This window comes from Foetidibacter luteolus (assembly GCF_009650435.1).
Lineage (GTDB): Bacteria > Bacteroidota > Bacteroidia > Chitinophagales > Chitinophagaceae > Foetidibacter > Foetidibacter luteolus.
Window position 1 is genome coordinate 27,376 of sequence record NZ_VVIP01000016.1, and the last position, 14,218, is coordinate 41,593.

A 14,218-nucleotide genomic window follows, 5' to 3' on the forward strand; every position below is an offset into this window, starting at 1 on the left:
AAAACTCTGGATGCCCAACGGGATACCTTAAGCAAGGCCGTATGTCAGTGGTTACTGTAACAATAGCAAGATTGCTGTTATGCATAGCGGCTTGGCTTTTGCATGCGGGGCGCCATGTTTGTGGGGCCGGAGGCTGCACAGACCAAGGCTACCCGGTGGGAAAAGCCGAATAGCGAATCTAACCGTACAAGAGTGCGACGCAACGATGCTTAATGCTTGTTCCTGCTGCCGGGCCCATAAAAATTCCGTTTGCGGTTACAGTCGGCTATGGCGCCAGTGATATCCTTATCTGCAACCCGGCCCTGGTATTGGTAATGGGGGCGGAGGTTGAGATGTAGGGGATAACCCGCTGCTGGTCGAAATAGAATTTGAGGTTTACCCTGTTGTTTAATACATAGTCTATTGAAGGCTGTATAGTAATGATTTTTTGCCCGCCGGTACTGTAGGCATTGGCCTGGTCCAGCACACTGTTGCTTTGGGTGTCGTCCTGCATGCCGAGGTCAAGGCTGATGTTCATGTCGTTCTGGGCGTTCTTTTTGGCAAAGGGCAGCTTAAACGGCATGGAGAAATTGCGCAGCCTTATGCTGCCGCCGAATGTCCAGCCGGTGCTCCTTACTTCGCTCAACTGGTAGTCTATCAGGCTTAAGCTAAGTGTTCTGCTTTTCTTGTATTCAAAGCGCAGGTTTAACTGGCTGTTGGTAGTTACATCGAAGCCGAACAGCGGTGCAAACTGCTCCTGTATGGTTATGTTGGGCAGCAGGAAGAACGGAACATAGTTGCCCGAAACGGTATCAATAAAGCTGGGTGCGCCAAAACCAAACCTGTCCTGGTAGAACAGGGCGCTGGTAAAGCTGTTCATACTAAGCGTGCCGTTGTACCCATGCGTGATGGATATGTTGCTGAAAATACTTTCCAGGAACGGTATTCTTGACAAACCTGTATACGTTAACCGCCAGTTAGGTTTGGGCATAATGCTGCGGAAGGGATTGCTTTTTATATTGGGGTTTGACTGGTTGATGAGCCCGACAGAATTAGGGTCTTTACCGGTATAGGCCGCCAGGAAGGCGGGTATCAGCACATCCTGCGCATAACGGCCATAACCCGCTGCATAACCATCCGCGGTAAACTTCTGGTTATCGGGCAGTGACTGCCAGTAGGGGTTGTTGTTGGCCAGCCTGCGGGAAAGTGTATTGCGGTAATCCTGGAACTTGTTGAACGTAGCGGAAACTTCTGTTGGCTTAAACTTCTCGAACATGGTGCCGAAACTGATGTAGCTTACGCTAAATCCGCCGCTGGCGTAAGGGGAGAGGTGGCCAAAGTTGTTGCCGGTGCCTGTAGTGTCTTTAAACAATTCTGTATAATCTTTGGAGAAAGACTTGTCCAGGTTAAGGTCTATAATCAGTTCCCTTACCGGCTCAAGCTGTGCGGTAAGGCTAATCTTTTGTTCAAAGTTTTGCCTGAACATAAGGTTGAACGTGCTATCCCGTGTAAGCACGCCCTGCCTTGCTTTCTGGTTAAGCCAGGCGGTATCGGGCTGTTTGCCGAATACATAGCCCAGGCCCGGCTGCATGCTGGCCCAGTTTTGCCCAAGTGCCCTTGTACTGTCTGTATAGCCGGGTATGCGGCTGCTGTAATTTTCTGAGTAATTAACAGCGGCGCGTTTAACCATGGTAATTAACCTGCCGCCTGCCCTTGCAAAACCGTTCATATCGGCCGGCTGGGTGCGGGCTGCTTCGCGTTTGGCTTTGCGGCCATCGCGTTTTAACTGCCGCCATTTGCGCAGTGCTTCTCTTTTTGCTTTCCCTTTCAGGCCCTTCACCACTTTGTCCCGGCTGGGTATGGTATCCCACCAGTTGTTGGCATTATCTGTTTGCGGAAGGTTGTTGTTCTGGGCAGTACTGTCTTTGGGCGCCCGTGGCAATGCCGGCTGGTTGGCAGCATCCAAAAAGCGGGATTTGCTGTACAGCCTGGTAAAATCAAATTCTGCTGTAAGGTTGTTTTGCTGGCCATTTTCTATGGTATTGCCCAGGTTAAGGGCCAGCAGGCTGGCGCCTATCCAGTTATAGTTGGTGCTGTAGCTGTACCGGGCGGTAATCCAGTCTGTAAGCGGTAATTTGTTTAAAGGCAGGTTATAGCTAAGGATGGCCCGTTGCTGGTATAGGGTATTTCTGCCGCCTTTGAAGAAGTTGCGGCGGATGGAATCCCGCTTTTCCTTGGTGTCAATTTTTCCGAATGGCTCATCTACCCTGGCAAAGTTGGTAGCGCTGAAGTCCAGGTTAAGCGACCGGGTTAAATCCCAGCGCATGTTATAATACCTGTCGAATGTGAAGTATTTGTCGTAGGTAGTATCCACCCTTTCCACCTTACTGTCAAACGTATTGATAATGCGGGGGGTGTACTGGCCGTATTGTCGGTTAACATCTGCCCTGAAGCCCAGCAGCGAGGGTACGGGGTTGAGGTTAAAATCCCTCACCAGGTCAAGCCACTTGCTTTTGCTTTTTATCATCCTCTTAAAGGGCTCAAAATACTTTGCTTCACCATTGTAGGTATAGCCCAGCCCGAAGCGGTGTTTAACAATGCTGTTCAGCAGTATCAGGGGGTTGGTTTGCTCGGTGCTGGTATAGGAGTAGCTGAAGTCGAAATTGCTGATGCTCCACAGCTTTTTCTTAACCGCGTTTTGGCCGAAGCGCAGGTTGGTAAGGTTAAATGTTTTAATGGTAAGCTGGTCAAGGCCCACATCTTTGATAGAATCGCGTGTTCTTTTATCTACAGCGGAATTAAGTTTGTACTTAAATAATACATCCTGGTCATAGGGATCGTATTGCGGTGTAAGGATGGTGCGGTTAATGCTGGCATAGATGGGGATGGTAGCGCCGATGCCTTTGGGTAAAAGCCTGCCGGCATCAATGTTTAAGGCGGCATCGTACTGCAGCATGTTTTCCCTGGCCCTTTCGTTTACACGTTGTTCCAGCGTACCAAAGCCCTGCGTGTAGGTGTTGGCCGAAACAGAGAAAGTGCCCAGGTCTGCAAGCTGTATGTCCATTCTGCCCAGGGCTGCCCATCCGCCGTTCTCAGAAAGTTTGGACAACCTTAATTCGTTCACCCACACTTCTGTATTGATGGGGGCCGACACGTTGCCGTTTTTGGCGTTTTCCACGCCTACAAGGAAGCCGCTTACCTCGCCCAGGTTGGGGTTGCCACGCACTGAAAATGTTTTTGTGCCAATCACTTCCCGGTAAATCTGGTTAATATCCGCGCCATTGGTATTGCGCCGCAACTTAAGCTGTACCAGTTCCTGCAGGTCAAAATCCAGGTTATTGTCGGCGGGCCATATTTCCTCGGCAGAAGGGTTAACGCCCGGGGCGGTGATGCGTAACGGGATTTTTATCTCGTAATAGTTGTTCAAGAAGTCCTGGCCTATCCTTATTACGGCATTAATGTCGCCATCGTTAAGGGTTTGACCGATGAATGCTTCCGCATGCAGGAACATGGAGAGTTTGCCGTATTGGCGCATATCCAGGTTCAATGTTTTAAATACAGCCCTGGCGTCGCCTTCAGCCAGGTTGGATATTTTAAGGCTCATGGCCTGCTCGTTCTGCAGCAGGTTTACGCCGTTGTTGCTCAGCATTTGCACACGCTCGATACCGGGCGGTATTTTGTAGGGTATAGGCTGGCGGCTGCTGTTGTCTTCCAGGTTTACTGCCAGCACATTGTTAGTAGTGGCGGAGTTGGCCGGCAGTGTTTTGTAAGCGCCTATGGTATCCAGTTCGTAAGCAAAGCTTCTCCACTGGTTGCGTACCAGGTCAAACCGGGCAAAACGCAGGGTAACAGAATCTTCAAACCCTGTCATGTAAAGCCTTATAAAGCGTATGGATTTAAAGTCGGGTATATTGCCCACCTTATTGGTAAAATCTTTAATGGGCACACGGAACAGGTACCATTCTTCGGGCTTGTTGGCGCCATTGGCCAGCCTGGGCACTACCACCCTGGTATCGGTGATGTATTTGGTAAGCCCGGTTGACATACCAGGTCTCAGGTCAATTTCATATTCATAATATTCTTCGGTTTCATTAAGGGTATTATCCCGGTTAAGGTCTTCATTGTCCGGGTACATGGTGGCGGCAGGGGTAAACTGGGAAATATCAGAAGATGCCACCGGGGAGTTGCCCTGCGGGTTATTGAAGTTTTTATAGCGGCCCAGTATGTTGGTTTTATTTTGGTCGTACACGGCATCCCTGTACCAGCGGTAGTCGTCGTTGGATGGGTCTTGCTGTGCCTGTCTTACTACCAGCGAATTAGCCCCGAAATTTGTTTGCAGCAGGTTAAGGTAGTCAGACCGTCTTACCGTTTCGCTGTCATTGTTCATACCGTCAAAGCCCAAATCCTGGAAAGGCCTGTCGGCAGGGTCGTTGCTGAAGGCCTGGGTTATTTGTATGGGGTTAACCGGCGTGCGGCCCCAGGCGGAGCTATTGTCTACCGCTGAAGGCTGGTTGGGTGTATTCAGGCCGTTTTCGTAAAAGCGTTGCCCGTCTTTCAACACATCTTCGCTTATGTTGCCCAGGTTAAGGTACAGCTTACCGCCTGTAGCGGCCGGCCTGTCAATAAACGGGTTTTGCAGCCAGAACTCTACATATTCCACGTTGCCTGTTTCAAAATCGGTTTGGTCTATGTTGCGCATAATACCTGCCCATTTGTCCCTTGGCTGTATAAACCGGCCCTGGTCGTCAATAGAAGCCCTGGAGGCTTCATAGTTGTAGGGGCCTCTCTCTTTGGGGTAGTAGGTCAGGTCAAAGGTGGAGGTTTGTACATCCGTAAGGTTAGTGGTGCGTTGCGGGAAAAGCTCATTGGTAAATACGGCACGTACCCTGGGGTCGCTCAATGCCTCCAGGTCGCCCTTCAGCGGGTTGTTATTGCTGGTTTTGTCCTGCAATATAGGCTCAATATTGTACCATGCCAGCTTGGCCCGGCGCTTGCCGTAGTCAAGGTTGTTGGTTAAAGTGCCTTCCGGAAACAGGCCGTTACCCTGTGGCACAGAGGCCAGTGTCCAGGAAATAAAGGGAAAACGCAGGTCAATACTGCTGCGGGTACCTTCAAAATCATCAATGTAAATAAGCCCGTCTTCGCCGGAACCAATCTGTGATGGGTGGCCGGGTTTTAGTGCCGCGAATTCTCCGTAAGCGGTAATGGTACTTTGCGCGGTGGTTGAGTAAAACGGTAATTTATCCAGCAACCTTGTAAGGAATGGCGCCTCGGAGCGGTAGCTGAAGTCAAGCCCATACATGGTGTTGCGGATGGGGTCTTCGCCATAGTTCATCTTGGTAAAGAACGGCCGTTCTGCCAGCCTTACCATGGTACCGCCCAGGGCCAGCTTTTTGTTTACCTGGTAATCCAGCCGCAGGCCCATAAAGGTCCGCTGCTGCAGGCCAAAATTGGCGTTATTTTCAAACTGTACCTGTACAGGCACCCCGGAGTTGATAATGGCCTGGTTAATTACCTTAAGTGTACCCAGGTTATAGTCTATAATATAGTCCACGTTTTCCTGCAGTACCTGCCCGCCGGCGGTGGCGGTAACAGAACCCTGCGGTATGTTAAAGGCCCCCAGGTAAATATCTGTATTGGAGCTGCCCTTGGCCGTGCCCTGCGCTACAAAACGGTTAAGGTTGGCATAGGTTTGGGCTATGGCCTTAATGGTATCGTAAAGGGCGTAGAAAAGGTATTTGTTTTTTATGTCCTGCGGCTGGCCCTGGAATGCCAGGGAATCAAGATCCCGCCCAAAAGGTTCCAGTACCGGGAAGATGATTTTACCCTGTTGGGACAGAATGGTAAACCCTTCCACAAAGTCATACTGGCCATCTGGTAATGGGTCGTTGCGGTTATTAAGCCTGTCAAGGTTAAGCAGAGACAATATAGGCCGGCCCAGGGCTTCCGGCGAAGCTTCCGGCAGGTAACGTTTGGTGCCGCCGCTGGGTTCCTGGTACAGGATGTTGAGTTTAAAATCCTGCTGGGTAAGGCCGGTAACGTCCAGTGAGTAGACGTTCTTCATCATCAAATCCCAGATGGGCAACGTGGTGCGCTGGGATGTTGCTTTCAGCAACTTTAAGAACAGCACTTTTTGTACGCCTTTGGTTGAGTCCACATTAATATCCTGGGAAAACTCACCTACCTGGTACACTTTACCGTTGTAAGTGTATTGGTAAGCTACACCCAGTACCTCATCCGGCTGCAGTTGTATGTTTAGCGAAATAAAGCCTGCCTGCTGGTTGAAAAAGTATTCATTGGGGCTAAGCTTGCGGGCAAAGGTTTTTTCATAATCCTGCACCGGGCTAAGACCGTGTGCCAGTAAAGCTGAGTTAATGAGGGATGGGTTGCGGTTGGCCTGGCTGCCAATAAGAAAACTGTACAGGTCGTTGGAGCCATTGTCCGGTAACTGGTTGGATGTAAGCGGCCGGTTAACCGGGTTCCATGGCTGGTTTTCACCCAGGTCCATTAAACCTACCACCGTTCTTATGGATGTATCAGTACCTGTTCTGTTGGTAACCCAAGCCTCCATTCTCAATATCTGCACCTGGCTGTTAACCACGGGTAGGTTGGCCATGGTTTTGTTGTAATTATTACGGAAATACTGGGCCAGTAAAAAGTGCTTGTTCTCGTCATAATCGTCCAGCTTCTTGTTAATCTGCTGAGATACGCCACCGCCCTGCAGGTTCAGGCTCTGCCGCTGTGCCCTTTGCGTAGCCAGTGCCGTTGTTATAAATAATTTGCCAAACTGTAACTGGGTTTTTAAACCAAAAAGGCTTTGTGTGCTTGGTATTAATGTACCCTTTGACTGGAAGGAGATATTACCTGCTTCAATGGATTTGATGATTTCGTCATCCATGCCTTTGTAATCCAGCTTTAACTGGTTTTCAAAGTCAAAGTTGGCCAAAGTGTTGTAGCTGATGGGCAGTTTAAGCTTGTCGCCAATATTGCCAATAACGTTCAGGTTGGCGTTCATGTCAAAATCAAAGCCGCCGTTTTTGCGTGCCCTCTCCGGCAGGGTAGGGTTTTTTATGTTTTGGCCCTGGTAGCCAATCATAATGTCCACATTGCCCTGTGGTTTAATATCCACTTTCAAACCGTTTGGCCCAAGACCAAAAAGCCTGTCAAACAGTTTGTCGTACACCTTCATCTTAGGGCGGGTAATTTTTTGGTTAAGCAGGCTTAACGTTTGCGCCCTTTTATTAAAATAGTCTATTTCATCGTTGCGGCCCTGTATGCGCAATAATTCATCAAGTGTAAGGTAAGTGGGCTTGCGGTAGTAGGTATTGCCTATTTTTTCAACAATGTAGTATTGTTTGGTAACAGGGTCGTATTGTATGTCCTGTTTAATAAAGCTGGTATCGTTCAGGTAAAAAGGGTTCCTGTTCTTCCAGCTAAAACGGTCGCCACGGCGGTCCTTCAGCGGGTAACGCAGTGTGTCTGATCCCTTTTTGGCAGTTGTATCGGCCTGCTGCTGTTGCTGCGCAAACACGGTAACGCATGATACACTTCCGAAAGTTATCAGAACAAATAAGCAAAGGATATTACGTATATGGGTCAATTTTCGTCAGCTCTGGTTACGTAGAAGTATCTTCAAATGCGATAGTATTATAGGTTTTTCAATGCCAATTTAATAATTTCTTCCAGTGATAAAGAGCGATCCGGAACATTTAATACCTTTTTCAGCGCTGTTTCCGCTGCCGGCCTGGCAATACCAAGCGCAAGCAGCGCCTGTAAAGCATCCTGTTCCTGTGTGCGTATTGGCTGCATTCCTGTAAAAGTTTCCTGGCTGTGTTTGCCAAGTTTGTCTTTCAGTTCAAGAATAAGCCTTTCCGCCGTTTTTTTGCCAATGCCTTTAATGCCTTCCAGTTGTTTGGCATTGCTTTGCACAATGGCTTTAATAATTTCATCGGGTTTCATGCCGCTCAACATCATCCTGGCCGTGGATGCTCCCACGCCAGACACGCTGATCAACTGTAAAAACAGTTCTTTTTCCGTTTGCTCAAAAAAACCATAGAGGGTTTGAGCGTTTTCGGTGATATGGAGGTATGTAAATAACTGTCCTTCTTCTGCCCCGCTGATAGCCGAGTAGGTATTCAGGCTAACCTGTAAGTCATATCCAACGCCATTCACATCAACTATTACCTGTGCCGGGGATTTCCGTGCAAATTTTCCTCTAACAAAAGCTATCATAACGTATAGGGAATCAAAAGTATAAATTTAAATTTAACATTTTCTATTTTTTTGGTGTAAAGCCCCAGCCATCTATTGTAAGGGTAATTTGGATAGACGAGTAGCCATATCGGCATGCGTTTATACCTATACTACACACCGCATAAAATTGTGTAAAGAAAAGCAGCCTGGCCGCACGTTGCCGAATAGAATTACCAGGCGTACAAGTGAGTGACACAACAGGCGCCTCATAGTAGCACTATTGTTGGTCACCAAAAAATTGTTGCAGAATTTTATCAGGCAAGCAGTATAAATATTTAGGGTAGCCCCAAATTGCTCATTTGCATTTTTTGGGCACCAGCAACCTTTCCTTGTGGCATCGCCTGTTGTAAAAATGGGTTTATTATTATCTCGTCTTTCAGTTAAGAACAAATAATAATCAAACACTTCACCGGTTGGTTTTCGTGCCAATAATTATTCTTCGAATCGCCATAATCCTTCAGTTAATAACATTCAGCACTGAACAGCCAAACATTCAGCAACTAACAACCCGCTTTCTTTATCTTTATCCATTAAATAAAATTTATGCTGAAAGTGGGTGTTTTTGGCGTGGGCCACCTGGGTAAGTTTCATTTGAACAACTGGAAAGAAATAGAAGGGGTGGAGTTGGTGGGTTTTTACGACCCAAGCGATGCCGCGGCCGCAGACATTATCACCAAGTACCAGTTACAAAGATTTGATACGCCTGAGGCCCTGCTGGATGTAATTGATGCCGCAGACATTGTGGCGCCCACCAATCACCATTTTGAGCTTTGCGAAAAAGCCATCCGCAAGGGCAAGCATATTTTTGTGGAAAAACCTTTGGCCAACACTATAAGCGAAGGAAGACTGATAGTAAAAATGGCCCGTGAGGCAAGGGTAAAAGTACAGGTGGGCCATGTAGAACGGTTTAACCCCGCTTACCTGGCCATTAAAAATATGCCGCTAAACCCCATGTTTATAGAAGTGCACCGGCTTGCACAGTTTAACCCGCGGGGCACAGAAGTAAGTGTGATACTGGACCTGATGATACACGACATTGACATTATCCTTAGCCTGGTTAAAAGCGATGTGCGCAGCATTTCCGCCAGCGGAGTAGCGGTAATGACGGAAACACCGGATATTGCCAATGTGCGTATAGAGTTTAACAATGGATGCGTAGCCAACCTTACCAGCAGCCGTATTAGTATGAAAAAGATGCGTAAAATGAGGCTGTTTCAAAAAGATGCCTACATTGGCATTGACTTTCTGGAAAAGAAAACCGAAATAATAAAGCTGAAGACCTCCGAAGACGAAAATGCCTTTACCTTTGACCTGGAAACGCCCTACGGAACAAAAACGATTGCTGTTTCCAACCCCGAAACAAAGCCTGTTAATGCAATTAAAGAAGAACTGCACGCTTTTATAGATGCGATTGTTCATGAAAAACCGGTTGCTGTTAGCGAAATTGATGGCTTCGTTGCTATGGAAGTTGCTCACCAGATATTGGACAAGATAAGTAATACCAGTATAATGGTGTAAGTTATGCGTTTACTAAGCCCTCCTTTAACAATCAGATGGTATGTGTTTGCCGACTACTGCTCAAGCGCACTCACATGGTTTCTTATTTGCCTTATGCGCAGGCAGGAACTCCACCAATACAATACAACCAGCATTCGTTACCTTTTGCTTGATTATTTTTTCCATATACAATTGTTTATCCTTATCCCGGCATTCTGGCTTACGCTGTATACCGTTATGGGAGGCTATAATAAATCCATTTATTCCAAATCAAGGCTAAGCGAATTAAACAGCACTGTTATACAGGCTTTAATAGGATGTGCAGCTTTATTCTTTTGCCTGGTTATTGATGATACTGCCCGGCAATACAATTATTATATCAAAATATTTTTCAGTTTTTGGCTGTTTCAAAGCCTGTTTACTTTTTCACTAAGGCTGTTGCTCATTAATGTTGGCCGCAGGCACCTGCGTACAGGCGCTTACAGCATCAACACCATATTTATAGGTGACAATAAGGAAGGCTTTAAAATTTACCGGGAGTTTGAGAAGAATAAATCCGAGTTTGGTTACAGAACGGTAGGTTACCTGTCAGACCAGGAAAATCATTCACCTTTTGCCAGGCAGGTAAAAAGGCTGGGCAGGTTAGACGATGCCGGGACGGTAATAGAGTCCCACCATGTGCAGCAGGTGGTGTTGGCGCTGTCAAAAGAAGATGTAAAAACAAGAACCAAATTGGTTGATGTGTTAAGCGATAAGGATGTTGCCATAAGAATTACACCAACCACTTACGATATACTTACCGGCTCAGTTAAAACCAGCGATGTGCTGGGCGCCTCGCTGATACACATTGAAACCAATGTAATGCCCGTATGGCAGGAAAATATCAAGCGGGTGGTGGATGTATTTTTCGCTTTATTTGGGCTTATTGTACTAAGCCCGGTATTACTGGTACTGGTTATTAAAACAAGGCTTTCTTCACCGGGCCCTATTATCTATTCCCAAAAGAGGGTAGGATATAAGGGTAAACCTTTTCATATTTACAAATTCCGGTCCATGGTGGCCGATGCCGAAAAGGATGGCCCCATGCTTTCGTCAGAGAATGACCAACGCATTACCCGCTGGGGCCGTTTTATGCGCAAATGGCGGCTGGATGAATTGCCGCAGCTCTGGAATATACTAAAAGGCGATATGAGCCTTGTAGGCCCCCGCCCGGAACGTAAGTATTATATTGACCAGCTTGCCCGTTTTACCCCTTATTACAAATACCTGTTTAAAGTAAAACCCGGGCTTACTTCCTGGGGCATGGTGCGCTTTGGTTATGCCTCAACTGTTGAGGAAATGGTAGAACGCATGCAGTACGATTTAATGTACATGGAAAATGCATCCCTGCTGCTGGATTTAAAAATCATGATCTATTCACTGCGCATTATACTGCTGGGCAAAGGCAAGTAGCAGGTACTTTCTGATATATTCATGGCGCCTGCCCAAGCTGCGCAAGGGCACCGGGCTTTCCGCTATTACTCCGGCGCCGGCCAGCCACACAAAGTCTTCACCGGGGTAACCGCTGCAATCCCTGGCGCAAAGGTGACACACCCTGTTATTTAAGTATAATTCATAAGTTGCGGAATAAATAAGGCATACATGCAGTATTCCGCGGAATTGCTACCGGAACATAAAATTGACAAATGCAGGTGGAATACCTGTGTGGAAGCCGCGGCGCAACAAAACATTTTTATGTATAGCTGGGCGCTGGATGCATTATGCGATAACTGGAGTGGAATTGTGTTTAATGATTACGAAGCCGTTATGCCTGTTCCCTGGCGAAAAAAAGCTGTTTTAAAGTATGTTTACCAGGTGCCCTTTTTGCCAAGGATTTCTTTGATGCGCACTGTTGCACGGTTTGAGGAGAATGGCCAGGTGGCAGGGCTGCTTAAGAAAAATTTCAACTTTGTTCACTCAGATTTCGACAGTTTAATGTTCCCTCCAAAATGGTTACTAAAGCAAAGAGTGAATTATGTTCTTCCCCTGGCATCTTCCTATGATGCTATATTTCGTTCAAGATACACTGCATCCTGCCGAAAGAACATACACAAAGCTGTATCACGCAATTGCGCCCTGGCTAAAAAAAACAATCTTACAGAAGTTATCGCATTATACGATAGTGCTTACGGCGCCCTGCAAACAACACATAGCAAAAGAGATTACAGTGCGGCTGAAACTTTTGCCAAAGCTGCCCTGGAAAGAAACATGGCAACCTTGTATTCTGTGGAAAACAGTGTCAACGCAGAAACGCTGTTTGCATCCGTAATACTCCATGAAAAACAAAGGTTGTATTATTGGCTTGGTGCGCCATCCGCTGCGGGAAGAAACGCCAGGGCTACCTACTTTTTTATAGACCGGTTAATTTATGAAAACGCCGGAAAGGAATGTACTTTGGATTTTGAAGGTTCAGACATACCCTCTGTCGCAAGTTTCTACCGTCAATTCGGGCCAGATGAAGAGCGCTATTTTGAAGTAAAGAAAATAAGCCTTCTTTAAAAAGCTGCCTATTGAAATTCATTTAACTTATGTAACTCTACAATCGTGGTTTTTCCATCCTCACTTTCTTTGTACATGGGTACAAATTTTTTATCGAACAAAATTTCATCGTACGTATAGGACGTTCTTTTTAAAACCGTATTTGAATATACATCATCAAAGCCCCTTACCAGAACATACACTTCAACATCAGCCTCCTTCATATCTTCCGGAGACAGATCGAAAAGCGGGCTGTTTTCATCAATTACATGAACAACTGTCCAGTTCATCATCAGGCTGTCTACCCGGTTGCGTTCCAGTTCCAGTTCGTAAAATTTGTAGTTCCTATGTTCATTTTCTGCTTGCAGCATGCCGGTTGTTACCCTTATTTCCGCATTGGTAAGAACATGCAAATCTTTATAAGAGGCAATACGGAACATTAATGCAGTCTTATCCTTAAAACTTGTTATTACTGCATTATCGCTGAATGAAATGAATGCTTTTGGCCTTGAAAAGCGGCCATATATTAAACCGGTAGTAACAGCAAAACTTAAAAAACCGCTCATGGCCTCAAATGCCGCAACAAAATTAGCCGCTGTACCAACAGGGTTTACGCGGCCATAACCTACAGTGGTAAATGTTTCGGTGCTAAAAAAATAAAGTTCCAAAAACTCTTGCCACCAGCCGGTGGCAATCATGCCGGTAAATTCATGTTTACCGATAGCCAGATATACCAGCGTATAAACCAGGTTGATGCCAAAGAAGAAACTTACAATTACCAAAGCAAATTTCCACCTTGGCATGTTTAGCATGGAATGATATATGCTGAAACGTTCCGAGAGAGGGATGCCTGTTTTTTGAATATTGAAAGTGCCGTCTTTATTAATAAACCGGCCGCCATAACCACTCGCATTGGCGCCAAAACCTGTATCGTTGTTGCTCTTAAGGAATGGATTAAGACTTTTGAGAGATGCCATAAATGCGTTTTTGAATAACCAAATCTACTAAAGGGGCAACAGTTAAAAAGCAAAGCTTGGGAAAGGTGGTTTAGGTTTATCCATTCAACAGGGCTACAACAAACTTATTGTGCAAAAAAGCCGCTAATTGGTTTTGATAGCCGTACCTGCCCACCTGTTTTACCCACCTTAAATTATAACCGGCATTCGTTAAAAAAACTTCAGAAGCGTTATAAACATCCTCTGCTGATAACTGTGTTTCCTGCACAGGTATATTTTCTTTGCGCAGGCATTGCAGCAGGTACCTGCGCATAACGCCGCTAACGCAGCCTTCCTGTAAGGAAGGGGTTAGCACAGCGCCATCTTTTACAACAAATATGTTGGCAATGGTAGCATCAGCAACGCGGTTAAAGCTGTTAAGCAGCAGTGCATCGTTAAGGCGATTTTCTTTAGCCCATAATGCGGCCATGGCATAGGGCAGGTAGTTGTTGCTCTTGACAGGAGAGTACAGGTCGCAGGCTTTGCGGGCATGGGGGAAAATGTCCGTCACCAGCCCGTTTTCATTCAGCCGGTTGTTGGCATTATCCATTTGCCATGTTTGTACCAGCAAATTGGGAAAATGGTTTTCCGCATCATATAGTCCGCCATCGCCACGAAAGATCATTAACCTTATGCGGGCAAGGCCGGCATGGTTGTTTTTGGCAACCAGCTCTTCAACCTGCTGTTTCAGGTATGCTTCAGTAAAATAAGATGGTTTTTCAAACCGCAATGTTTCCAAAGAACTGAACAATCTTTCAAAATGAAACGGTTGCAGAATGATACGGCCGTTGATCATTTTCATGGTTTCAAAAAAACCATCGCCGTAACGGAAGGAACGGTTGTCTGGCGAGATGATCAGTTTTCCTGAGTGGTATATTTTGCCGTTGTAGTTGATGTATTGCCGGGCCATAGCTGTAAATGTAAGGAAAGCATAAGGTTTGCGGCTATGGTTACCATTATTGTACAATGTTCAATAG

The 14,218-nt window shown here is 46.4% G+C and carries 7 protein-coding genes; 3 read left to right on the top strand and 4 right to left on the bottom strand.

Annotated features, from left to right (window positions below):
* Nucleotides 1-265 precede the first annotated feature (265 nt).
* On the bottom strand, nucleotides 266-7,510 hold the full coding sequence (gene sov, locus F0364_RS04815; RefSeq protein WP_235921015.1) for a T9SS outer membrane translocon Sov/SprA: 7,245 nt from the start codon (nucleotides 7,508-7,510) through the stop codon (nucleotides 266-268).
* A 116-nt stretch (nucleotides 7,511-7,626) separates the two neighbouring features.
* Nucleotides 7,627-8,211 (bottom strand): Holliday junction branch migration protein RuvA, encoded by a 585-nt coding sequence (ruvA, locus tag F0364_RS04820; protein WP_153796628.1) that lies wholly within the window; start codon nucleotides 8,209-8,211, stop codon nucleotides 7,627-7,629.
* A 564-nt stretch (nucleotides 8,212-8,775) separates the two neighbouring features.
* On the opposite strand from ruvA, the gene F0364_RS04825 reads away from it, so the two are divergent.
* From F0364_RS04825 to F0364_RS04835, 3 genes are all read left to right on the top strand, one after another.
* On the top strand, nucleotides 8,776-9,750 hold the full coding sequence (locus tag F0364_RS04825; RefSeq protein ID WP_153796629.1) for a Gfo/Idh/MocA family protein: 975 nt from the start codon (nucleotides 8,776-8,778) through the stop codon (nucleotides 9,748-9,750).
* A 93-nt stretch (nucleotides 9,751-9,843) separates the two neighbouring features.
* Nucleotides 9,844-11,181 (top strand): sugar transferase, encoded by a 1,338-nt coding sequence (locus F0364_RS04830; protein WP_207632517.1) that lies wholly within the window; start codon nucleotides 9,844-9,846, stop codon nucleotides 11,179-11,181.
* 189 nt (nucleotides 11,182-11,370) lie between these two features.
* Entirely contained in the window at nucleotides 11,371-12,267 is an 897-nt protein-coding gene (locus tag F0364_RS04835; RefSeq protein ID WP_153796631.1) for a hypothetical protein, read from the top strand.
* An 8-nt stretch (nucleotides 12,268-12,275) separates the two neighbouring features.
* Here F0364_RS04835 and F0364_RS04840 read toward each other — a convergent pair whose 3' ends face one another.
* On the bottom strand, nucleotides 12,276-13,223 hold the full coding sequence (locus F0364_RS04840; protein WP_153796632.1) for an ion channel: 948 nt from the start codon (nucleotides 13,221-13,223) through the stop codon (nucleotides 12,276-12,278).
* A 76-nt stretch (nucleotides 13,224-13,299) separates the two neighbouring features.
* Nucleotides 13,300-14,151 (bottom strand): aminotransferase class IV, encoded by an 852-nt coding sequence (locus F0364_RS04845; RefSeq protein WP_153796633.1) that lies wholly within the window; start codon nucleotides 14,149-14,151, stop codon nucleotides 13,300-13,302.
* Nucleotides 14,152-14,218: the final 67 nt, after the last annotated feature.

Bases quoted from the DNA above. Each gene is read 5' to 3' on its own strand.
- ruvA (WP_153796628.1), bottom strand. From the start codon at position 8,211: ATGATAGCTTTTGTTAGAGGAAAATTTGCACGGAAATCCCCGGCACAG.
- F0364_RS04825 (WP_153796629.1), top strand. From the start codon at position 8,776: ATGCTGAAAGTGGGTGTTTTTGGCGTGGGCCACCTGGGTAAGTTTCAT.
- F0364_RS04830 (WP_207632517.1), top strand. From the start codon at position 9,844: ATGCGCAGGCAGGAACTCCACCAATACAATACAACCAGCATTCGTTAC.
- F0364_RS04835 (WP_153796631.1), top strand. From the start codon at position 11,371: ATGCAGTATTCCGCGGAATTGCTACCGGAACATAAAATTGACAAATGC.
- F0364_RS04840 (WP_153796632.1), bottom strand. From the start codon at position 13,223: ATGGCATCTCTCAAAAGTCTTAATCCATTCCTTAAGAGCAACAACGAT.
- F0364_RS04845 (WP_153796633.1), bottom strand. From the start codon at position 14,151: ATGGCCCGGCAATACATCAACTACAACGGCAAAATATACCACTCAGGA.